Source organism: Streptomyces sp. Act143, from assembly GCF_003143935.1.
Taxonomy (GTDB): Bacteria; Actinomycetota; Actinomycetes; order Streptomycetales; family Streptomycetaceae; genus Streptomyces.
In genome coordinates this window covers 4,994,283-5,015,047 of record NZ_QFRX01000001.1, presented here as the reverse complement: position 1 = coordinate 5,015,047, position 20,765 = coordinate 4,994,283, and the positions used below count along the sequence as shown (strand labels likewise).

General features: G+C 68.8%; 20 protein-coding genes and 1 riboswitch. Of the genes, 10 read left to right on the top strand and 10 right to left on the bottom strand.

Going from position 1 to position 20,765, the window contains the following annotated elements:
- The first annotated feature begins 403 nt into the window (after positions 1-403).
- Positions 404-1,876 (top strand): replicative DNA helicase, encoded by a 1,473-nt coding sequence (gene dnaB, locus DI272_RS22675; protein ID WP_109497126.1) that lies wholly within the window; start codon positions 404-406, stop codon positions 1,874-1,876.
- 61 nt (positions 1,877-1,937) lie between these two features.
- Entirely contained in the window at positions 1,938-3,323 is a 1,386-nt protein-coding gene (locus tag DI272_RS22670) for a serine hydrolase (protein ID WP_109497125.1), read from the top strand.
- 102 nt (positions 3,324-3,425) lie between these two features.
- Here the strand turns inward: DI272_RS22670 and DI272_RS22665 are convergent, their stop codons facing one another.
- Together DI272_RS22665 and DI272_RS22660 are read right to left on the bottom strand one after the other, a co-directional pair.
- Positions 3,426-3,878 carry a GNAT family N-acetyltransferase gene (locus DI272_RS22665; protein WP_109497124.1) on the bottom strand — a complete coding sequence of 151 codons (453 nt, stop codon included), beginning with the start codon at positions 3,876-3,878 and terminating at the stop codon, positions 3,426-3,428.
- A 9-nt stretch (positions 3,879-3,887) separates the two neighbouring features.
- On the bottom strand, positions 3,888-4,346 hold the full coding sequence (locus DI272_RS22660; RefSeq protein ID WP_109497123.1) for a MarR family winged helix-turn-helix transcriptional regulator: 459 nt from the start codon (positions 4,344-4,346) through the stop codon (positions 3,888-3,890).
- A 141-nt stretch (positions 4,347-4,487) separates the two neighbouring features.
- Between DI272_RS22660 and DI272_RS22655 the strand changes: the two genes are divergently transcribed.
- Positions 4,488-5,705: an MFS transporter gene (locus tag DI272_RS22655; RefSeq protein WP_109497122.1), complete on the top strand. Its 1,218-nt coding sequence runs from the start codon at positions 4,488-4,490 to the stop codon at positions 5,703-5,705.
- Positions 5,706-5,795: 90 nt separating this feature from the next.
- Here DI272_RS22655 and DI272_RS22650 read toward each other — a convergent pair whose 3' ends face one another.
- Complete coding sequence (locus DI272_RS22650; protein ID WP_109497121.1) at positions 5,796-6,662, bottom strand: GNAT family N-acetyltransferase; 867 nt, start codon at positions 6,660-6,662, stop codon at positions 5,796-5,798.
- Positions 6,663-6,883: 221 nt separating this feature from the next.
- Here DI272_RS22650 and DI272_RS22645 point away from each other — a divergent pair, with 221 nt between their 5' ends.
- Together DI272_RS22645 and DI272_RS22640 are read left to right on the top strand one after the other, a co-directional pair.
- Entirely contained in the window at positions 6,884-7,516 is a 633-nt protein-coding gene (locus DI272_RS22645; protein WP_109500983.1) for an HAD family phosphatase, read from the top strand.
- A 406-nt stretch (positions 7,517-7,922) separates the two neighbouring features.
- Positions 7,923-9,314: a globin domain-containing protein gene (locus DI272_RS22640; protein ID WP_109497120.1), complete on the top strand. Its 1,392-nt coding sequence runs from the start codon at positions 7,923-7,925 to the stop codon at positions 9,312-9,314.
- Between the two features lie 14 nt (positions 9,315-9,328).
- Here the strand turns inward: DI272_RS22640 and DI272_RS22635 are convergent, their stop codons facing one another.
- From DI272_RS22635 to DI272_RS22615, 5 genes are all read right to left on the bottom strand, one after another.
- Entirely contained in the window at positions 9,329-9,811 is a 483-nt protein-coding gene (locus DI272_RS22635) for an NUDIX domain-containing protein (protein WP_109497119.1), read from the bottom strand.
- An 88-nt stretch (positions 9,812-9,899) separates the two neighbouring features.
- Positions 9,900-10,805: a LysR family transcriptional regulator gene (locus DI272_RS22630; protein ID WP_109497118.1), complete on the bottom strand. Its 906-nt coding sequence runs from the start codon at positions 10,803-10,805 to the stop codon at positions 9,900-9,902.
- A gap of 296 nt (positions 10,806-11,101) precedes the next feature.
- A complete protein-coding gene (locus DI272_RS22625) occupies positions 11,102-12,259 on the bottom strand; it encodes a cystathionine gamma-lyase (RefSeq protein WP_109497117.1) in 1,158 nt (385 codons plus the stop codon).
- Positions 12,256-12,747 (bottom strand): low molecular weight protein-tyrosine-phosphatase, encoded by a 492-nt coding sequence (locus DI272_RS22620; RefSeq protein WP_109497116.1) that lies wholly within the window; start codon positions 12,745-12,747, stop codon positions 12,256-12,258. The genes DI272_RS22625 and DI272_RS22620 overlap by 4 nt, the downstream gene beginning before the upstream one ends.
- Positions 12,748-12,755: 8 nt before the next feature.
- Positions 12,756-13,133 carry a phage holin family protein gene (locus DI272_RS22615; protein WP_109497115.1) on the bottom strand — a complete coding sequence of 126 codons (378 nt, stop codon included), beginning with the start codon at positions 13,131-13,133 and terminating at the stop codon, positions 12,756-12,758.
- 60 nt (positions 13,134-13,193) lie between these two features.
- Here DI272_RS22615 and DI272_RS22610 point away from each other — a divergent pair, with 60 nt between their 5' ends.
- From DI272_RS22610 to DI272_RS22595, 4 genes are all read left to right on the top strand, one after another.
- Complete coding sequence (locus tag DI272_RS22610) at positions 13,194-13,511, top strand: cupin domain-containing protein (RefSeq protein WP_109497114.1); 318 nt, start codon at positions 13,194-13,196, stop codon at positions 13,509-13,511.
- A 149-nt stretch (positions 13,512-13,660) separates the two neighbouring features.
- Complete coding sequence (locus DI272_RS22605; RefSeq protein ID WP_109497113.1) at positions 13,661-13,873, top strand: DUF5326 family protein; 213 nt, start codon at positions 13,661-13,663, stop codon at positions 13,871-13,873.
- A gap of 197 nt (positions 13,874-14,070) precedes the next feature.
- A complete protein-coding gene (locus DI272_RS22600; RefSeq protein WP_375138057.1) occupies positions 14,071-15,006 on the top strand; it encodes an IclR family transcriptional regulator in 936 nt (311 codons plus the stop codon).
- A 99-nt stretch (positions 15,007-15,105) separates the two neighbouring features.
- Complete coding sequence (locus DI272_RS22595) at positions 15,106-15,543, top strand: SsgA family sporulation/cell division regulator (protein ID WP_109497112.1); 438 nt, start codon at positions 15,106-15,108, stop codon at positions 15,541-15,543.
- A gap of 157 nt (positions 15,544-15,700) precedes the next feature.
- Here DI272_RS22595 and DI272_RS22590 read toward each other — a convergent pair whose 3' ends face one another.
- A complete protein-coding gene (locus tag DI272_RS22590; RefSeq protein WP_109500981.1) occupies positions 15,701-17,413 on the bottom strand; it encodes a YibE/F family protein in 1,713 nt (570 codons plus the stop codon).
- A 230-nt stretch (positions 17,414-17,643) separates the two neighbouring features.
- Positions 17,644-17,833: riboswitch (TPP riboswitch) on the top strand.
- Between DI272_RS22590 and thiC the strand changes: the two genes are divergently transcribed.
- Entirely contained in the window at positions 17,826-19,634 is a 1,809-nt protein-coding gene (gene thiC, locus DI272_RS22585; protein ID WP_109497111.1) for a phosphomethylpyrimidine synthase ThiC, read from the top strand. Its footprint overlaps the riboswitch before it by 8 nt.
- Positions 19,635-19,816: 182 nt before the next feature.
- Here thiC and DI272_RS22580 read toward each other — a convergent pair whose 3' ends face one another.
- The gene (locus DI272_RS22580) at positions 19,817-20,683 is read right to left on the bottom strand and encodes a hypothetical protein (protein ID WP_109497110.1); all 867 of its coding nucleotides are present in this window, start codon (positions 20,681-20,683) and stop codon (positions 19,817-19,819) included.
- Between the last annotated feature and the right edge of the window lie 82 nt (positions 20,684-20,765).

Below are 20,765 nucleotides of genomic sequence, written 5' to 3'. Positions count from 1 at the left end.
TTGGCGTGGTGTGTCGCGCGCTTGGGGGCGCCATTCGATGTGATCTTGATCCGACTGGGAAAGTTTTTCTTCTGCACAGCCGGTGGACGGGAAACGGGCAGGTCAGAGCGGTTCGGCCGGACGGAGGGCGAGCTTGTTCACAGGCCTGTCCACCGGGTCGTGCACAGGTTTCGGCGAGTTCTCCACAGCATCCGGGCCGTCGTCCACATGGCCTGTGGATAACCAGATTGGCTGACGGTGCCGACGGGCCTACCGTGGTCCGGCGCCCGCTCCATCCGTCGGCCGGGAAATCGTCACAAAGCCGACGCGCCGCAAACGGAGTTGGGCCTCTCATTTGTCAGTGCCGTGCCGTAGAAAGAGAGGCACGGCGAGGTCCGCTCGGCGGACGGGAGGAGGTGGCTCGGTGAGCATTTCCGAGCCCTTGGACGATCCGTGGGCCGACAGCGGTCCCAGTGATCGCCTGCCTGCTTCGCGCCGACGCGGCGACGGAGGCCGGGGCCGCGACGAGCAGCACGACCGCGGACGTGAGAACGGCGAATGGGACGGTGGGGGCGGCTCCTTCGAGCGCGTGCCGCCGCAGGACCTCGACGCGGAGCAGTCCGTACTCGGCGGCATGCTCCTGTCCAAGGACGCCATCGCCGACGTCGTCGAGGTCATCAAGGGCCACGACTTCTACAAGCCGGCCCACGAGACGATCTTCCAGGCGATCCTCGACGTCTACGCCAAGGGCGAGCCGGCCGACCCCATCACGATCGCCGCCGAGCTGACCAAGCGCGGCGAGATCAACAAGGTGGGCGGCGCCTCGTATCTGCACACTCTCGTGCAGACGGTTCCTACCGCGGCGAACGCCGAGTACTACGCCGAGATCGTCCACGAACGGGCCGTGCTGCGACGGCTGGTCGAGGCCGGTACGCGCATCACCCAGATGGGATACGCGGCCGACGACGACGTCGACGAGATCGTCAACCGCGCCCAGGCCGAGATCTACGCGGTCACCGAGCAGCGCACCAGCGAGGACTACCTCCCGCTCGGCGACATCATGGAGGGCGCGCTCGACGAGATCGAGGCGATCGGCTCCCGCACCGGTGAGATGACCGGTGTGCCCACCGGCTTCACGGACCTCGACTCGCTCACCAACGGTCTGCACCCGGGCCAGATGATCGTCATCGCGGCCCGTCCCGCCATGGGTAAGTCCACGCTCGCGCTGGACTTCGCACGGGCGGCGTCGATCAAGAACAACCTGCCGAGCGTGATCTTCTCCCTCGAAATGGGGCGCAACGAGATCGCGATGCGTCTGCTGTCGGCCGAGGCACGGGTGGCTCTGCACCACATGCGCTCCGGCACCATGACGGACGAGGACTGGACGCGCCTGGCGCGCCGGATGCCCGAGGTCTCGGCGGCGCCGCTCTACATCGACGACTCCCCGAACCTGTCGATGATGGAGATCCGCGCGAAGTGCCGCCGGCTCAAGCAGCGCAACGACATCAAGCTCGTGATCATCGACTATCTCCAGCTGATGCAGTCCGGCAAGCGCTCCGAGAGCCGCCAGCAGGAGGTCTCGGACATGTCCCGAAACCTCAAGCTGCTGGCCAAGGAGCTCGAGGTCCCGGTGATCGCGCTCTCGCAGCTCAACCGTGGCCCCGAGCAGCGTACGGACAAGAAGCCTCAGGTGTCCGACCTGCGTGAGTCCGGCTCCATCGAGCAGGACGCCGACATGGTGATCCTGCTGCACCGCGAGGACGCCTACGAGAAGGAGTCGCCGCGCGCGGGCGAGGCGGACATCATCGTGGGCAAGCACCGTAACGGTCCGACGGCGACGATCACGGTCGCCTTCCAGGGCCACTACTCGCGCTTCGTGGACATGGCCCAGACCTGAGCCCCCCACCCCTGGCGGAATGAGCTCGACGCCTCGGCACTCGCCGGGGTGGACTGGGGCCATGACGACATCTCAGGAACAGCTGCTACCCGGCACGCGCCGCGCTCTGCTGCATCGGATCGCCGTGGCGCAGGCGGAAGGGCGGGCGCCGTCGCTGGTCGCGGTGGTCGTGCGGGACGGCCGGGCCGTCTGGCACGGTTCACGGACCTCGGTGGACGGTCACGGGCCGGACGAGAACGTCCAGTACCGGATCGGCTCGATCACCAAGACCTTCACCGCCGTGCTCGTGCTGAGGCTGCGTGACGAGGGTGTGCTCGACCTCGGTGACCCGTTGGAGAAGTACGTGCCCGGCACCGGCGCGGGGGAGGCGACCATCGCCGAACTGCTCGCGCACACGGCCGGATTGGCGGCCGAGTCACCCGGGCCTTGGTGGGAGCGGACCCCGGGCGCCCTGCGTCCTGAACTGTCCGACGTTCTCGGCGAACAGCCCTTCCTGCATCCGGCCGGCCGCCGCCATCACTACTCGAACCCCGGGTACACCCTGCTGGGCGCCTTGGTGGAGAAGGTGCGTGGGGCCGCATGGGAGGAGGTTCTGCGGCGTGAAGTGCTCGAACCTCTGGGCCTGGACCGTACGAGTGCTCATCCTCGGGCCCCGCACGCGGGTGGCTGGGCCGTGCATCCGTGGGCCGATGCGATGCTCCCGGAGCCGGCCGAGGACCTGGGGAGGATGGCTGCGGCAGGCCAACTGTGGTCCACCACAGGAGACTTGGCGAAGTTCGCTGCCTTCCTGGTACGGGGGGACGACCGGGTTCTGAGCGCGGAGACGGTGCGGGAGATGCGCACGCCTGCCGCCCCGGCCGAGGCCGCGGATGTCGTCGACGGGGCCACCTACGGCCTCGGGATGCAGATCCAGCACCGGGACGGCCGACTGCTCGTGGGGCACTCCGGCTCCCTGCCCGGGTTCCTGGCGAACCTCACCATCAGCGTGGCGGACGACGTCGCGGCGGTGGTGCTGGCCAACTGCACATCCGGCCCGATGCTGTCCGCCGTCGGCGCCGACCTGGTCCGGATCGTCGTGGAAGCCGAGCCGCGCATTCCCGAGCCGTGGCGCCCGCTGCCCGAAGTCGACGCGAGCGTACTGGAGTTGGCTGGCCCGTGGTACTGGGGCACGCATGCCTTCGCCCTGCGGCTCATCCCCGAGGGGGGTGTCTCGATGGGTCCGTTGTCCGGCAGCGGCCGACGCTCGCGCTTCCGGGCCAACGGTGACGGCACCTGGACGGGGTTGGAGGGCTATTACGCCGGAGAGCTTCTGCGGGCCCTACGGCGGCCTGACGGCAGCGTCAGCCACCTGGACCTCGGGTCGTTCGTGTTCACGCGTGAGCCGTACGACGAGGGGGCTCCTGTGCCTGGTGGGGTGGACCCGGAGGGATGGCGCGGGATCGGTTAGCCGCCATCGACCGGTGGGCGTCCTGTTTCACGTGAAACAGGACGCCCACCGGTCGATGGCGGCAGCTTCGGCGGAGGCATGGCAGACGGCCGCGCGGAGGCCTCAGAGAGGGAGCTTGAAGCCCACGTGTGAGGCCTCGAAGCCCAGTCGCTCGTAGAAGCGGTGGGCATCGGTGCGGGTGACATCAGAGGTCAGCTGCACCAACTGGCACTTCTGGCGCCTGGATTCCTCGATGGCCCACTCGATGAGCTGGGTGCCCAGTCCGCTGCCGCGTTCGTCCGCGTGCACACGGACGCCTTCGATGATCGATCTGGTGGAGCCGCGCCGGGACAGGCCGGGAACGATCGTGAGCTGGAGGGTGCCGACGACACGGCCCTCACGCACGGCGACGACCAGGTGCTGGTTCGGGTCGGCGCTGAGCCGTTCCAGGGCGGCCAGGTAGGGGGCGAGATCGTCCGGCGACTCGCGCCGGGCACCCAGTGGATCGTCGGCGAGCATGGCGACGATCGGGGTGACGTCCTCGGAGGTGGCGGGGCGTATTTCAAGATCTCCCATGGCGCCAGCCTATGCGGGCACCTTCAGCGATTCGACGACCTTCACCAGAGGTGCCAGCTCGGGGTTCTTGGCCGCTTCGTCCAACGCCTCGCGCAGGGCGGAGTCGTTGGTCGGTCGCGCCTCCTCGAGCAGGGCGATGCCTTCCGAGGTGACGTTGGTGTAGATGCCTCGGCGGTCGGTGGGGCACAGATAGCGCGTCAGCAGGCCGCGGTCCTCCAGGCGCGTCACCAGTCGGGTGGTGGCGCTCTGGCTCAGGACGACCGCGTCGGCGACCTGCTTCATCTGGAGGTGGCCCCCCTCGCCTTCGTGCTGCCGGCTGAGGACGTCGAGCAGGGAGTACTCGCGCACGCTGAGGTCGTGCCGGGCCTGGAGGGCCCGCTCGATGTGGGCCTCGATCCTCCCGTGCAGCAGGGAGAGAGCGCACCAGCCCTGGGCGAGGGCGGTGAGTGCGGGGTCCGTCGCTGTCATTGGCGTTTCCTTCGTCCCGGAACGGCTGAAACCAGGATAGGGCAGGCTCGCAATATCCAGCGCTTGCAATTATCAGGCGTCTGCAAGTATTGTCATCAACTGTAAAGCGCTTGTGCAATCAACCGGGAAGGGCAGACCTCCATGCCTCTCGCGCTCCTGGCCCTCGCGATCGGGGCCTTCGGCATCGGAACCACCGAATTCGTGATCATGGGCTTGCTGCCCGAGGTCGCGGGAGACTTCGGTGTCTCCATCCCCACAGCCGGCTTCCTGGTGACGGGCTACGCGCTCGGTGTCATGTTCGGCGCCCCGCTCATGACGGTGCTCGGTACCAAGGTCTCCCGCAAACGGATGCTGATGGTGCTGATGGGCCTGTTCATCGCCGGCAACCTGCTCTCCGCCCTGGCACCGGCCTTCGGCGTCATGCTGATCGGCCGGATCGTCGCCTCACTCGCCCACGGCGCCTTCTTCGGCATCGGATCGGTCGTCGCGGCCGACCTGGTCGCCCCGGACAAGAAGGCCGGAGCCATCGCGATGATGTTCACCGGGCTCACCGTCGCCAACGTCGTCGGCGTTCCGCTGGGCACCCTCGTCGGACAGACCGTCGGCTGGCGGGTCACCTTCACCATCGTCGCCGCGCTCGGCGTCGTCGGCCTGGCCGGCATCGCCAAGCTCGTCCCCGACATGCCCAAGCCCGAGGGCGTGCACCTGCGCCACGAACTGGCCGCCTTCAAGAACGCCCAGGTCCTGCTCGCCATGGCGATGACCGTGCTCGGCTTCGGCGGCGTCTTCGCGGCGATCACCTACATCGCGCCGATGATGACCCATGTCGCCGGTTTCGCCGACGGCTCCGTCACCTGGCTGCTCGTCCTCTTCGGCCTCGGCATGGTGGGCGGCAACCTCGTCGGCGGCAAGTACGCGGACCGCGCCCTGATGCCCATGCTGTACGTCTCCCTGGGTGCCCTCGCGGTCGTCCTCGCGCTCTTCACGCTCACCGCGCACGACAAGGTCCTCGCGGCCGTGACCATCGCGCTCATCGGCGCCCTCGGCTTCGCCACGGTCCCCCCGCTGCAGAAGCGCGTCCTCGACCAGGCGCACGGCGCCCCGACGCTCGCCTCGGCCGTGAACATCGGCGCCTTCAACCTCGGCAACGCGCTCTCCGCCTGGCTCGGTGGCCTGGTCATCAGCGCCGGCCTCGGCTACACAGCCCCTAACTGGGTGGGTGCCGCCCTCGCCGCGGGTGCCCTGGGCCTCGCCGTTCTCTCGGCGGCCCTGGAACGCCGGGACAGCACGGCCGGCACGCCGAGCCAGGTCGTCGCCGGAGCCGTGCAGACCGAGCAGCGGGCCGCCGTCCACCGCTGAGCTCCGATGGTCGACCGCGCCGGTCCCTGAATTCCTCGGGGACCGGCGCAGTCGTATGCCGGAGCCTCTCGGCCCCTTACTGCGGCGATGTCATCCCGCCGCCACTGTCACCGGCGCGAACCGTCGGCTCCAGTCGCCCGGCAGTTCCGGGATGCCATAGGTCATGACCGCGTTGAAGGCGATGGACGCCAGGCCATGCTCCTTCACCCACGTCAGCAGCTCTTCGTGCCGCACGTCGATGTCGGTGCGCAACGGCCGCTTGGTCTGGGCGGCGAGGGAGGCGATGAGCGCCTTCGCCGTCTCGGTGTCCCGGGCGACCAGTGGCCCCACCACGTGGGTGTCCATGTTGGGCCAGGCGGCCGCGTATCCGATGATCCGGCCGTTCTCCTCCGCGACCCGCAGGTGGTCGGCGAAGGCGGGCAGGCGCGTGACGATGTGCGTGCGGTCGGCGCCGAACACTTCCTCGTCGAGCCGAAGAATGGCGGAGAGATCCCCACCCGTGGCCGCTCGGGTCGTGACGGTGGGCCGGTACCCGGCGGCCGTGAAATGCCCACTCACCATTTCCGCTCGGCCGGTGGCCTTGAAGCCGAGCTCCTCGTAGAGGGGGCGGCCGTTCGGTGTCGCGTGCAGGGTCAGAGGGATGGTGCCCATGGCCGCGAGCACATGGCGCATCAGTCGGCGGCCGATCCCCTGTCGGGCGTGCCGCTCGGCGACCAGGACCATGCCGATGGCCCCCAGATCCGGGCGCTCCTGTGGGCCGTACTCGGTGACGACACAGGCGCTCACGAGTCCACCCTCGGGGTCGTCGATGCCGTATCCCGTTCCTGCGGCGAGGAGGAAGCCCCACTTGTGCTCCTCGCGCGGCCACCCCCGGTCCTCGGACAAGTCGGCGCAGGCGGCGAGGTCGCGATGCGTCAGACGGCGGATGGGCAGAGAAGCGGGAGAAGGTGTCGACACGCAGGTCAGGCTGTCTGACCGGCACCCCTGGCGTCCACCCGTTTCCGGCGAGAAGTACGAGCTTTTGGCCATGTCGTAGCCGTCCGCACAGCGCGGCGTCAGCTGGCCGTTGTTTCACGTGAAACGTGGACGGGTCCCGGGGCCCGGCATCCTCGCTGACGTACCGGCGGTCGACCTGTACCGGTCTTGGGCTCCATCCGGCCCCGCTAGCCTCGCGCTCCATGGCCAGACTTCATCTCTTCGATCTCGACGGCACGCTGTTGCACGGGACCTCCGCTCCGGTTGAGATATCCCGGCAACTCGGCCTGGAAGCCGAGACCGTGGCTCTCGACCAGGCGGTCTCGTCAGGTCTCATCGAGCCGCCCGAGTATGCGGCGCGAGTGCACACCCTGTGGGCGGAGCTCACGGACGCCCATGTGACGGCCGCATTCGACGGTGCGCCGTGGCTGGCTCGAATTCGTGAGGTCTGGGCGGATATCCGGAGCAACGGTGACTACTGCGCCGTCGTGTCACTGTCCCCTTCCTTCTTCGTCGAGCGGCTCATCGCCTGGGGTGCGCACGCGGCGTACGGATCGCGCTTCCCGGCCGTACCGTTCACCGAGCCCGTGGATCCGGCCGGAGTTCTCAGTGCGGCGGCCAAGGTTCTGATCGCTGATCGCCTGTGCGAGGAGTTCGGGGTCGCCCGGGCCGATTGCGTCGCTTATGGAGACTCGTCGTCGGACAAGGACCTCTTCGGTATGGTTCCGGTCTCTGTCGCGGTAAATGCCGACAGTCATCTGGCCGGTCTCGCGACCCACTCCTACGTGGGGAAGAATCTGTGGGAAGCCTATGAATTGGTCTGTCGTTCCTGGTGATTGAGCGAATTCATGGTTCGCACCCTTGCCTCATCCATCACGGAGCGAGGGGGGACTTGTGTGCGGGTCGGCGACCGGTAGGGTCGACTCCGGTTTCTCGTCCGTCGAGGGGAGTGCCAGGTACGTATCTCCGTGTGCCGGGCCGAGAACGAGGCAACGCAGCCTAATGGGACGGAGAGATCGAAGACTCGCATTCTCGGTTATGCGGCCGGGGTATCCGCGCACGATGCGATGCTGCGGTGAGAGTGCTGCGACCAATGTCGCACTCTCGCCTTACTTGTCCGTATGGGGTGTGAATACAGACTCGATATGGCCGCATCGGCCGTGGTCATGAGCGGAAAAGCAAGCCGTCTGCGGGGGGAAGCAGGCACATCCCGATCGGGGAAGTGCGCAGACCGACCGAAAGATGTTCGAGGCGAGGCACACCATGGACGCTCCGACCACCACGTCGGCCGACAACGGCACGTCCGGCGGCGGGGGCGGCTGGTTCACGCCGCACACGCAGCCCACCACGACACCGAGCGGCGAGCAGGAGACCGCCGAGGAAAACCGATGGGCGCCCCTGCGCCCGGTCGGCAGGACCGCACCGGGCCGCGACGGGGACAGGGCGACACGAGGGACGGCGCCGCCTGTCCCACACCACGTGACCCCTCAACGGACCGCCCTCGCGAGCGCTCAGGAAGCCTCCCCGGACGCGGTCCTCATCCGCCGGACCATGGCGGAGGTCGGCCCCGTGGCCGACAAGGTCACCTCGTACTTCTACGCCCTGCTCTTCGTACGCCACCCCGAGCTGCGCTCGCTTTTCCCCGCGGCGATGGACACCCAGCGGGACCGGCTGCTCAAGGCGCTCCTCACCGCGGCGGAGCACATCGACAACACACCCGTCCTCGTCGACTACCTGCAGAACCTCGGCCGCGGCCACCGCAAGTACGGCACCCGCCCCGAGCACTACCCGGCCCTCGGCGAGTGCCTCATCGGCGCCCTGAGCAAGTACACCGAGAACATCTGGGGCCCGCAGTTCGAGGCGGCCTGGGTCCGGGCGTACACGACGATCTCGCAGGTGATGATCGACGCGGCGGCAGCGGACGAACTGCGCGCCCCTGCCTGGTGGCACGCGGAGATCGTGGCGCACGAGCTGAGGACGCGGGACATCGCGGTCGTCACCGTCCGCCCGGACCAGCCGTACCCCTTCCTCGCCGGGCAGTACACGAGCCTGGAGACGCCGTGGTGGCCGCGGATCTGGCGGCAGTACTCCTTCGCCTCGGCGCCCCGCTCCGACGGTCTGCTGACATTCCATGTGAAGGCCGTTCCCGCGGGCTGGGTCTCAGGCGCCCTGGTGCACCGTGCCCGGCCCGGCGACGTCCTCCGCCTCGGCCCGCCGACCGGTTCGATGACCGTGGACCACACCACCGACAGCGGTCTTCTCTGCCTGGGCGGCGGCACCGGCATAGCGCCCATCAAGGCTCTGGTCGAGGACGTGGCCGAACACGGCGAGCGCCGACCGGTGGAGGTGTTCTACGGCGCCCGCACCGACATCGATCTGTACGACATCGACACGATGCTCCGCCTCCAGCAGTCGCATCCCTGGCTCTCGGTACGCGCGGTCATCGACCAGCAGACACGTCTCCAGCTCCCCGACGCGATCCGCAGGTACGGCCCCTGGAACCAGTTCGACGCCTTCGTCTCGGGACCGCCTGGGATGATCCGCAGCGGTGTGGACGCGCTGCGGGACATCGGCATCCCGTCCGCGCGCATACGCCACGACTCGCTGGAGGAGCTGGCCGTCATCGGCGACTGAGTGTCCGCCCGGCCTCAGCCCAGGTCCGGTGCGTGCATGGCACGGACACCCTCGATGTTGCCGTCGAGGTAGTGCCGCAGCGACAGCGGGACGAGATGGACGGAGGCGATGCCGACCCGGGTGAACGGTACCCGCACGATTTCGTACTCACCGATGGGCTCGTCCACTTCGGGGCCGTGCCGCAGCGAGGTGTCCATGGACTCCAGGCGACAGACGAAGAAGTGCTGGACCTTCACCCCGGTCGCGCCGGCGTCCTCGCCGATGTGCTCGACGGTGTCGACGAAACAGGGCACCACATCAGTGATCTTGGCGCCGAGTTCCTCGTACACCTCGCGGTGCAGGGCGTCGACGACGGTCGGGTCGCTCGGCTCGACACCCCCGCCGGGAGTGAGCCAGTAGGGATCCACACCGGGCTTGGTGCGCTTGATCAGAATGAGGTCGTCGCCGTCGAGCAGAACGGCACGGGCGGTGCGCTTGACCACGGGTCGGACGGTCATGGGTGAAATGTGGCCCGCTTGGTTCCACGTGAAACATCGCATGCGGTCATCGCGCGAGCTCACCGGGTCACCTGTCGGAAAACGCAGGTCAGCCCCAGTTGTCGGCCTCCCGCAGGAGCCAGTCGTGCGCCCGCGCGACATGGGGCATCGCCAGCGTGCCGGTGCGGACCACCAGGAAGTACGTCCGCAGCGGCGGCACCGCGGGATGGTGCAGGGCGACCACGTCACCGCGCTCCAGGGCCTCGGCGCACAGATAGCGGGGCAGCACCGCCAGCCCGGCCCCCGCCGCGGCGCAGGCCAGTACCGCGCGCAGGTCGGGGACGATGACGGTGCCCGGGGCGGCCGGGCGGGAGTCGAAGACGGAAGCCCAGTAGCGGGAGACGAACGGCAGCGACTCGTGCACTTCGACCACCGGAATGTCTTCCAGGGCGGTGGCCCCCTTGCGGCGCAGCATGCCCGCGCCGACCTGCTCGGCCCGGCGCGGGGAGGACACCAGGACATGCACTTCGTCGCAGAGCGGAGTCGCGGTGAGCAGGGCGCCGCGCGGACGGGCCGTACTGATGGCCAGATCGTGATGCCCGGCGGCAAGCCCCTCCAGGCTCTCCTCGGCGTTTCCGAAGGATGCGCGCAGTGCGAAGCCCTGGCCGTCCTCGCCGGTCAGCTCGGTGAGCGCGGGCAGGGCTCGTTCCGCGGTGAACTCGGGTGGCCCGGCGAGGTGCAGGGTACGTAAGGAGGACTCGTCGTCGAGTCCGGTCTCGGCGATCTCCACCAGAGCGTCGAGATGCGGCGCGGCCTTGTGGGCGAGCTCGTCGCCGATGGTCGTCGGGGTCACACCGCGGGCCTGCCGCAGGAACAAGGGGCGTCCCAACTGCCGCTCCAGAGTGCGGATCTGCGAGGTCACAGCCGGCTGTGACAGTCCGAGCAACGCGGCGGCGCGAGTGAAGGAGCCGGCCCGGTGCACGGTCACGAAGGTTCGCAACAAGGCCAGATCCATGCCGCGCCCTCCCCTTCCACGCCCTGCAGCAGTCCCTGGCAGAGCCCTTCCCGGGCCCTGCTCCGGCCCCTGACAGAGCTCCTTCCGCACCCGTTACCAACCCCCGGCCGGGCCCCCACTATAAATATGTCGATAGGTCTCTGTCGCTACAGTGATTGGACACTGACACAGAGTCAACTAGCCTTGTTCGCGCGGTTCTTCGCGCGCAGAACCGAGGACGGTCCGAGCCACGAGGGGGGAGGCTCGGACCGTCCGTTGTGCGTAGCCGGACACCGGCCGGTGGGTACGTGTATGGCTCAGTCGGCCGACTCGCGCAGCGCACGCAGCACATCCGCCACCAGGTCCTCGGTGTCCTCGGCACCCGCCGAGAAACGGATGAAACCGTCCGGCACCGCGTCGCCGCCCCAGCGCCCCCGCCGTTCGGCCGTCGAGCGCACCCCGCCGAAGCTGGTCGCGTCGTCCACGAGTCGCAGCGCCGCCAGGAAACGCTCGGCACGCGCGCGTGAGGGCAGCGTGAAGGAGACCACGCACCCGAAGCGGCGCATCTGCTGCGAAGCGATCTTGTACGACGGGTCGCCCGGTAGCCCCGGGTAGCGCACCCCGAGCTCCTCGGGCGCGGCACGCAACGCCTCGGCGACGGCGACGGCGTTGGCGCTCTGCCGCTCCACACGCAGGTGCAGCGTGGCGATCGACCGGTGCGCCAACCAGGCCTCCATGGGGCCCGGGATCGCCCCGACGAGCTTGCGCCAGCGTCGTACGGCCGCCATTGCCTCGGCGTCGTGGCCGCTGACGTACCCCAGGAGGACGTCTCCGTGCCCCGTGAGCTGCTTGGTGCCGCTGGCCACGGAGAAGTCGGACCCGAGCTCCAGCGGGCGCTGTCCGAGCGGCGTGGCGAGCGTGTTGTCGACCGCGACGAGGGCACCACGCGCGTGTGCGGCGTCCACGAGCCGCCGGATGTCGCAAACGTCCAGCCCGGGATTGGACGGCGTCTCGATCCACAGCAGCTTCGCGCCGTCCAGGACGGCCAGCTGGGCGTCCCCGCCCGTCGGGGCGGTCCGGACCTCGATGCCGTACGCCCGCAGCTGTTCGTGGACCAGGGGCAGCGCCTGGTACCCGTCGTCGGGCATGACGACCGTGTCCCCGGCGCGCAGTTGCGAGAAGAGCACCGACGAAATGGCGGCCATGCCGGAGGCGAAGACGAGCGTCTGGACGTCGTCCTGCCCGGGCGCCTCCAGTTCGCCGACGGCCCGTTCCAGCAGGGTCCAGGTGGGGTTCTCGTCGCGGCCGTAGGTGTACGGCCCTTCGACATCGCCCGGCAGATGGAAGTGGGCGGCGAAGACCGGGCCGGGAAGGGTGGGCTCGTTCTTGACGGGTTCGGGCAGTCCGGCCCGCACCGCGCGCGTGCCTTCCCCCACAGCCCCCTTGGCTCCTGCGGCCCCGGTCGTCTCGCTCATGCCGCCTGTCCTCCCACGTGCTCGCGTACGGCGGCGAGCAGGCCCTCGCTCGCCGCCTCCACCATCTCAAGGCACTCCTCGAAACCGTCCATCCCGCCGTAGTACGGGTCCGGTACGTCGAGATCGTCGCCCGCCGAGGCGTCGTACGAGCGCAGCAGCCGCACCTTGGCCGCGTCCTCCGGTGTCGGTGCGAGGCGCCTCAGGGCCTTGAGGTGTCCGTGGTCGAGGGCGATCACAAGGTCGAGGCGGGAGAACCAGGACGACTGGAACTGACGGGCCGTATGGGCGCTGTCGTATCCGTGCTCCGCCAGGACGGACACGGTGCGCGGGTCGGCGCCGTCGCCCTCGTGCCAGCCGCCCGTGCCGGCGCTGTCGACCTCGACCCGGTCGTCGAGCCCGGCCTCCGCTATGCGGGCACGCACGACGGACTCGGCCATCGGCGAGCGGCAGATGTTGCCGGTGCAGACGAAACAGACGCGGTAGGTCATCGCCGGGCTCAGTCCCCGTCGGGAAGGATGACGTGGAGCGCCCAGGACACGATCGAGATGATCAGGCCACCGAGGACGGCGGTCCAGAAGCCCTCCACGTGGAAGCTCAGGTCGACCTTGTCGGCCAGCCACGACGTCAGCAGCAGCATCAGCGCGTTGACGACCAGGGTGAACAGGCCGAGCGTCAGGATCAGCAGCGGCAGGCTGAACAGCTTCACGATCGGCTTGACCAGGAAGTTCACCACGCCGAAGATCAGCGCGACGAGAATCAGGGTGCCGGCCTTCTTGCCGGTGCTGTCACCGGTCAGGGTGATCTTGTCCAGCAGCCACACGGCGACCGCCAGGGCGCCCGCGTTGGCGATCGTCTTGACTACGAAATTCTTCATGTGTCTGATCGTGGCAGAAGAGATCGGTTACCAGCAGTGTGACGAGGGCGGACTACGGCGATGAAGGCATTCCGGCTGGATGAACTGGAGGCGGAGCGTGCCGCCAACGACGGCGCCTACCTGCAGTTTCTGCGGGAGCGGAGCATGTCGGTCGGCCTGTACGCGCTCGATGCCGGTGAGCATGATCCACAGAAGCCGCACAACCAGGACGAGGTCTACTTCGTTGTGAGCGGCCGTGCCGCGATCACGGTGGGGCTGGAGACGACCCAGGTGGCCCGCGGCAGCGTGGTGTACGTGCCGGCCGGTGTCGCCCACAAGTTCCACCACATCAGCGAGGATCTGCGGGTTCTGGTGGTGTTCTCTCCGCCGGAGAGCTGAGCCGCCGCCTCGGGGTTCCCTAGGGGATCGATCAGGGGACGACGAGGGGTGCGAGGCCCCCGTTCGGCACATTGCCCGCCCTAGCATCGAAGCAGGACATCGAAAGGATCCGGCGGCAGAAGAAGCCGGGGACGAGAGAGGTTGGGGCGATGCGTGAGATCTTCGCGGGACTGCCGTGGTGGGTGAAGTGGATCGCGGTGCCCGTCATCGCCCTGGTCGTGTTCGGCGGGCTGATAGCCAGCGTCCTGCACTTCGTCGTCTGGCTGCTGTTCAAGGCACTCGTCTTCGTGGCCCTGGTCGGCGGGCTGGTCTACGTCGTACGGAAGTTCACGTCCAGCTCCTCGTCGCGCAGCGACTGGTGAGGACCGGGAGCTGAGCACCCGGTAACAGGAATCATCGGTTCCCTCGCGCGAGGGAAGTTTTCGGGCCAGGCCGTCTGCACGCGGTGGCAGGGGGTTAAAGTCCGGAATTCGACGCGGGGACGATCCCCCGTGAGCGGCGTACACCCCCTCCCGTGTCCCCCCGCACGGGCAGCCCCCTCGCGCTTCGGGAGTGACCCTTGGCCACGGTTGACACCGCACCCGCAGAACTGCACGTACCAGTGCAGACGGCACCCCATGCGCGACCGGCAACGGCCGTACGACCCCACCCGGCGAACCCCATCGAAAGGCCGGAGCAGCCGGAGCAGCCGGAACGGCTGGAGTCGTCGGCGCGGCCGGAGCTCGCGGACCAGCCGGAACAAACGCCCTCCACGACCCTCATCGGCTCCGTCCAGCGCGCGATGCGGCTGCTGGAGTCCGTCGCCGAGCATGAACACGGCGCCCCCGCCAAGCAACTGGCCCGAGAGACCGGCCTGGCGCTGCCCACCGCGTACCACCTGCTGCGCACCCTCGTGCACGAGGGCTATCTGCGCCGGGACAAAGGGCTGTTCTTCCTCGGTGAGGCGGCCGAGCGATTGAGCAGCAGCGGAGCCCAGCAGAAACGTCGCAGCACGGTCGTCGAGGCGCTGGCCCACTGGCGGGACGTGATCGGCGTACCCGTGTACTACGCGATCTACCGCGACGGTGAGATCGAGGTCGTCTGCGTCTCCGACACCCCGGGCAATCCCGCGGTCGAGGAGTGGGCCGACTTCCGTGAGACCGGACACGCACACGCCATCGGCCAGTGCCTGCTCTCCCAACTGGACGAGAGCGCCCGCCGCGACCATCTCGAACGCCATCCCGCGCAGGCCATCACCCCGTACACCGTGCACGACAACCATGCGCTGCTCCGGCGCCTGGACCGGATGCGGCGGATGGATCCCGTCTTCGAACAGCAGGAGTACGCGCTCGGCACGGTGTGCGCGGCCATCCCGATCACGGTCGGACCGACGGCCGCGACCATGGCCATTTCTCTCCCGTACCACCAGGCGGACCGACTGCTGGCGGCCACGCGACGGCTGCAGAGCGAGATCGGACAGCTTCTCGGGTCGCTCGCGATCTCTATCAGTATCTGAAAACTCACTCCTTGTGATCTGTCGTGTACGTTCAGCAAGATTCCAGCAGTGTCAAAGGGGTCATTCCCGGCCAGTCGACGGCAGATGACGGGGTAGGCGATGGACGCGTCCGTGCAGGCAGAGGTCATGATGAGTTTTCTCGTCTCCGAGGAGCTCTCTTTCCGTATCCCGGTGGAGCTGCGCTACGAGACCTGTGATCCCTACGCGGTGCGACTGACTTTCCATCTGCCCGGGGACGCGCCGGTGACCTGGGCTTTTGGGCGTGAGTTGCTCATCGATGGGGTGGGGCGGCCGAGCGGCGACGGGGATGTGCGCATCGCGCCGGCCGAATCCGAGACGCTCGGCGAGGTTCTGATCCGGCTTCAGGTCGGTGCCGACCAGGCGTTGTTCCGCTCGTCGGCGGCCCCGCTCATCGCCTTCCTCGACCGCACCGACAAGCTGGTGCCGCTGGGGCAGGAGGGGGCGATCGCCGATTTCGACGCCCATCTCGACGAGGCGCTGGACCGCATTCTGGCGGAGGAGCAGAGCGCGGGCTGAAGCGTCGCGCCGGTGAGGAGGCGTAACGCTTCAGCGCGGCATGGAAGGGCGCAGGAACGCTTCTCCTGAGGACGGGCTCTGCGCCATGCGGATGTGGACGTGGCTGTCGTACGGCTGCCGGGCCGGGCCGACGGCGTCAGCCCTTGCGCCGCCTGCGTCAGCGCTTGCGCCGCCGACCACGGCCACCCCGTGCGGCAGCCGCTTGCGGACCTTGGGAACCGCCCTGCGGGCCGTACGCTCCCGTCTGGCCGCCCGGTCGAACTCCGGCCTGCGCCTTGGCTTGCCCACCCGCCGGCCCGCCCGCCCGCGTACCTGCCGGAGTCGGCTCGCCGCCCGCGAGTACCGTTCCGGAGCCCGGCCGGTCGGCCGACACCACCAGCGCCGCGAGGGCTGTGGTGACGGGGACGGAGGCCACCAGGCCGATCGAACCCACCAGTGTGCGCACGATCTCCTCGGCGACCAGCTCACTGTTGGCGACGGTCCCCACGCTGCTCTGCGCGATCGAGAAGAGCAGCAGCAGGGGCAACGCGGCGCCCGCGTAGGCGAGGACGAGCGTGTTGACAACCGACGCGATGTGGTCGCGACCGATGCGGATGCCCGCGCGGTACAGCCCGCGCCAGCCCATCGAAGGGTTGGCCTCGTGCAGTTCCCAGACCGCCGAGGTCTGCGTGACCGTCACGTCGTCGAGGACACCGAGCGAGCCGATGATGACGCCGGCGAGCAGCAGGCCGCTCATGTCGATCGACGGATACAGGCCGTGGATCAGACCGGTGTTGTCGTCGGTGTTGCCGGTGAGTGCGGCCCAGCCGATGAACAGCGAGCCGAGGATGCCGATCAGCAGCAGCGAGATCAGCGTGCCGAGTACTGCCACGGAGGTTCTCGCCGACAGCCCGTGGCACAGGTACAGCGCGATCAGCATGATCGCGCTCGACCCGATCACGGCCACGACCAGCGGGTTCGAGCCCTGAAGGATCGCGGGCAGGATGAAGAAGTTCAGGATCAGGAAGCTGATCGCCAGCGCCACCAGGGCCATGACGCCCCGCAGCCGGCCGACGATCACGACGGCGAGCGCGAAGATCCCGGCGAGCAGCGCCATGGGGAACCGGCGGTTGACGTCGGTGACCGAGTACTGGAGGTCCTTCGGGGCCGAGGGCTCATAGGCGACCACGACCTTCTCGCCCTCGTGCAGCTGCCGCGTCTGGTCCGGCTGCACGATCTCGGTGAACGTACGGCCCTTGTCCTTGCCGGTGTCGACGCGGATCGTGGCCTTCTTGCAGGTGCCGTCGGCCTGTTGCTGCGCGGACGAGCCCTCGGCGGTGGAGGTGTCCCCGGTCGGGGTCTCGCCCGAGGCGTTGACCGACTTGCAGCTCACCTTCTCGACCTTGGTGACCGTGGCCTGCTGGGTCTGCCGGTCGAAGCCGACGCCGGTGCGCTCGTGCGCGGGCGCACCACCGGGCCACAGCACGGCGAGGCCCACCAGGACGGCGGCGCCGAACGGGATGAGGATCGCCGCGATGACCTTGCGGAGATGCTTGGAGACGGGGGTCGCGGGGCCGTGGCTGTGACTGTGGCCGTGCGAGTGACCGTGCCCACCGCCACCTCCACCCCCGCCGCCGCTCGGGACGCCACCGCCGCTTGGGACGCCACCGCCACCGCCACCGCTTCCCGCTCCAGTGCCGCTGCCGCCGCTCGGGAAGGAGCCATGTCCACCGTCGGCGTCCTGTTCGTGCTCATGCCTGTGACCAGGGGCGTGACCGGAAGGGGTGCCGGGATCGTGTCCGGGACCGGACCCGTTCCAGTCACCCGATCCGGGCCCGTTCCAGTCACCCGGCCCGTACGGGGAGCCGTATCCGGAACCGTCCCCGGCCATGTTGCCCACGCCTCCACCTCCGCTTCCGCCCCCGCTTGCGCTTCCGCGCCCGCTCCCAGGCCGGCCCCCGGGTCCGGGCCCGGTCCCGGGGACGCCGCCTCTGCGGCCGGGGCCACGGGGTGGCTCGGGCGGGTACGGGGGCTGAGGTGTCGTGGTCACCGACCGATCATCGCAAGAACGGCAGGGGCCCTCTGTTCACCGCGCCCGAATTGACGCTAGCGTGGAGGCACCTTTGTACACGCGGGAGCTCGGAGCACCGGGCTGAGAGGGCGCTGACCTCCGTCCCAGCGATGTTTCACGTGGAACGTCGTCACCTGTGAGTGACGTTCCCCACGAAACGTCGGCAGACGGATACCGCTGCGTCGACCGCCGAACCTGTTACCGGGTAATGCCGGCGTAGGGAGTAGGTCTCATGACCATCAAGGACGCACGCACGCCTGCCTCCAGCCAGGACGAACAGCCCATCAAGGGTGAAGAGTCCACGGCGGAGAGCGGGAAGTCCATCGGCTGGCACAAGGGGTACGTCGAGGGCTCGCGCCCCGACCTTCGGGTGCCGGTCCGTCAGGTGCACCTCACGAACGGGCAGTCGGTCACGCTGTACGACACATCGGGCCCGTACACCGATCCACTGGTCGATACCGATGTCCGCCGAGGTCTGGCCCCGCTGCGGGAGAACTGGATCATCGCCCGCGGCGACACCGAGGAGTACGCGGGCCGTCCCGTCCGTCCCGAGGACGACGGCATCAAGCACACCTCGCCGCGGGGCGGCAATCTGCGCAACCTCGACGCGGTCTTCCCGGGGCGGCCCCGGCTGCCGCGCCGGGGCCGTGACGGCGGAGCGGTGACGCAGCTGGCGTATGCGCGCCGCGGCGAGATCACACCCGAGATGGAGTACGTGGCCATCCGGGAGAACGTCTCCCCCGAGGTCGTGCGCGAGGAGATCGCCGCGGGACGCGCGGTGTTGCCGGCGAACGTCAACCACCCGGAGATCGAGCCGATGATCATCGGCAAGCGGTTCCTGGTGAAGGTCAACGCCAACATCGGCAACTCCGCGGTCACCTCGTCCATCGAGGAAGAAGTGGAGAAGATGACCTGGGCGACCCGCTGGGGCGCCGACACGGTCATGGACCTCTCCACCGGCCGCAACATCCACACCACACGCGAGTGGGTGCTGCGCAACTCTCCCGTCCCCATCGGCACGGTGCCGCTCTACCAGGCCCTGGAAAAGGTCGACGGCAAGGCCGAGGAGCTGACCTGGGAGATCTACAAGGACACGGTGATCGAACAGGCCGAGCAGGGCGTGGACTACATGACGGTGCACGCGGGCGTGCGCCTGCCGTACGTCCCGCTCACCGCCAACCGCAAGACGGGCATCGTCTCGCGCGGCGGCTCGATCATGGCGGCGTGGTGCCTGGCGCACCACAAGGAATCGTTCCTCTACGAGAACTTCGAGGAACTGTGCGAGATCCTCGCCGCCTACGACGTGACGTACTCGCTCGGGGACGGCCTGCGCCCCGGTTCGATCGCCGACGCCAACGACGAGGCTCAGTTCGCGGAGTTGAGGACTCTCGGGGAACTCAACCGGATCGCGAAGCGTTTCCATGTTCAGACCATGATCGAGGGCCCGGGGCATGTCCCGATGCACAAGATCAAGGAGAACATCGACCTTCAGCAGGAGATCTGCGATGAAGCTCCGTTCTATACGCTCGGCCCGCTGACCACGGACGTCGCCCCGGCGTACGACCACATCACCTCGGGCATAGGCGCCGCGATGATCGCATGGTGGGGCACCGCGATGCTCTGCTACGTCACGCCCAAGGAGCACTTGGGCCTGCCCAATCGTGACGACGTGAAGACCGGCGTCATCACCTACAAGATCGCGGCCCATGCGGCGGACCTCGCCAAGGGACACCCTGGCGCACAGGAGTGGGACGACGCGCTGTCGGACGCCCGCTTCGAGTTCCGCTGGGAGGACCAGTTCAACCTGGCCCTCGACCCCGACACGGCCCGCGAGTTCCACGACGAGACCCTCCCGGCGGAGCCTGCCAAGACGGCCCACTTCTGCTCGATGTGCGGGCCGAAGTTCTGCTCGATGAAGATCTCCCAGGACATCCGCCGCCGACACGGCGGCAGTCAGGACGAGATCGAGGAGGGCATGGCTCAGAAGTCGAAGGAGTTCGCGGCTGCTGGGAACCGGGTGTATCTGCCGATCGCGGACTGAACGGCAGACGGGACCCCGGAAGGCGCTCGAAGCCTGAAGAGGTTCTGAGGGCGCCTGTGGGGCGTCGGGCGATGCGGGGGGTGGAGGCGAGGGCCCCGTTCGTGCTGTTCGTGACGCTGCCGGACATCCGGCTTGCGCTCCCTCGAAGGCGGATCACCGCGGCGAGGGGCGCAAGCCGGGCGTCACTCCGGCTGGTGTTCGGGGCCGCCGAAGTCCGGGCTGGTGTAGTCCGGGCTGGTGAAGCTGGGCCGGGGGCCCGCGGAGCCGTCGTCCGGGCTGCTGAAGCCCGGGCGGTCGTAGCCGAGGTTCGGCATGCGGCTGGGCGCCTGCGGTGCCGTGCGGTGCAGGGCCGCCGCCGTGCCGGGGTCGGCCAGGGCGTCCCGCAGGAAGGGCAGGACGCCTCGCTCCAGCAGGGCGTCGTGCCAGGCTTCCCGGGCGCGGGCGACCTCCCCGGTCAGTTCGGCGTACGGGCCGGTGTCGACGAGCGAGGGACGGTTGCGCAGGGCGGTGAGCAGCAGCCCCACCGCGGCGACCAGGATCGCCACCGCGGTCATCGCGCCGAACACCCAGCCCGTGGTCAGCATCGTCTGGGCGAAGGCCCGTTCCGGATCGAGCATCTTGAGGATGTAGCCGACCAGCAGGAATATCGCCGCGGCCGTTCCGGCGAGGACGGGAGCCAGCACCGCGACGACGGCGACGGCGCCCGCGCCGGCGGCCTCGGTGACCTCTCCCACGGTGGCGGCGAGCCCCGCCGCGCCCGAGCCGGACTCCGCGGAGCCGGTCTCACGCACGGACGTCGGGGTGGACGGCGCCGGCTGGCGCAGTTCCTCGCGGACCTTCACATAGTGCTGGTACTCGGTCGCCGCGGCCGCCGTGATGATCGCGGTGGCGTTGAGCGCCATGGTGCGCAGCTGTTCGGGATTCAGCCGCTGTCCGACAGCGGCCAGTTCCGGGCGGTGTGGGGCGGAGCGCAGCGCCTCATCGAGGATCCGCTCGTATTCCTGGCGGTCCTCGCTCAGCAGGTGCTGCGGAACGCTGTTCATGTGCATCCCCCGATGCTCCGTAGGGCTTGGGGCTCGCATGACTGTGAGCCGTCGGGCAGAAACGGAGGGGAGCCTGCTACGGATAAGC

Coding starts and splice junctions, on each gene's coding strand:
- DI272_RS22620 (WP_109497116.1), bottom strand. CDS start 12,747: ATGACCTACCGCGTCTGTTTCGTCTGCACCGGCAACATCTGCCGCTCG.
- thiC (WP_109497111.1), top strand. CDS start 17,826: ATGACCATCAAGGACGCACGCACGCCTGCCTCCAGCCAGGACGAACAG.
- DI272_RS22645 (WP_109500983.1), top strand. CDS start 6,884: ATGGCCAGACTTCATCTCTTCGATCTCGACGGCACGCTGTTGCACGGG.
- DI272_RS22610 (WP_109497114.1), top strand. CDS start 13,194: ATGAAGGCATTCCGGCTGGATGAACTGGAGGCGGAGCGTGCCGCCAAC.
- DI272_RS22625 (WP_109497117.1), bottom strand. CDS start 12,259: ATGAGCGAGACGACCGGGGCCGCAGGAGCCAAGGGGGCTGTGGGGGAA.
- DI272_RS22655 (WP_109497122.1), top strand. CDS start 4,488: ATGCCTCTCGCGCTCCTGGCCCTCGCGATCGGGGCCTTCGGCATCGGA.
- DI272_RS22605 (WP_109497113.1), top strand. CDS start 13,661: ATGCGTGAGATCTTCGCGGGACTGCCGTGGTGGGTGAAGTGGATCGCG.
- DI272_RS22590 (WP_109500981.1), bottom strand. CDS start 17,413: ATGGCCGGGGACGGTTCCGGATACGGCTCCCCGTACGGGCCGGGTGAC.
- DI272_RS22630 (WP_109497118.1), bottom strand. CDS start 10,805: ATGGATCTGGCCTTGTTGCGAACCTTCGTGACCGTGCACCGGGCCGGC.
- DI272_RS22665 (WP_109497124.1), bottom strand. CDS start 3,878: ATGGGAGATCTTGAAATACGCCCCGCCACCTCCGAGGACGTCACCCCG.
- DI272_RS22615 (WP_109497115.1), bottom strand. CDS start 13,133: ATGAAGAATTTCGTAGTCAAGACGATCGCCAACGCGGGCGCCCTGGCG.
- DI272_RS22670 (WP_109497125.1), top strand. CDS start 1,938: ATGACGACATCTCAGGAACAGCTGCTACCCGGCACGCGCCGCGCTCTG.
- DI272_RS22635 (WP_109497119.1), bottom strand. CDS start 9,811: ATGACCGTCCGACCCGTGGTCAAGCGCACCGCCCGTGCCGTTCTGCTC.
- DI272_RS22580 (WP_109497110.1), bottom strand. CDS start 20,683: ATGCACATGAACAGCGTTCCGCAGCACCTGCTGAGCGAGGACCGCCAG.
- DI272_RS22595 (WP_109497112.1), top strand. CDS start 15,106: ATGGACGCGTCCGTGCAGGCAGAGGTCATGATGAGTTTTCTCGTCTCC.
- DI272_RS22640 (WP_109497120.1), top strand. CDS start 7,923: ATGTTCGAGGCGAGGCACACCATGGACGCTCCGACCACCACGTCGGCC.
- DI272_RS22660 (WP_109497123.1), bottom strand. CDS start 4,346: ATGACAGCGACGGACCCCGCACTCACCGCCCTCGCCCAGGGCTGGTGC.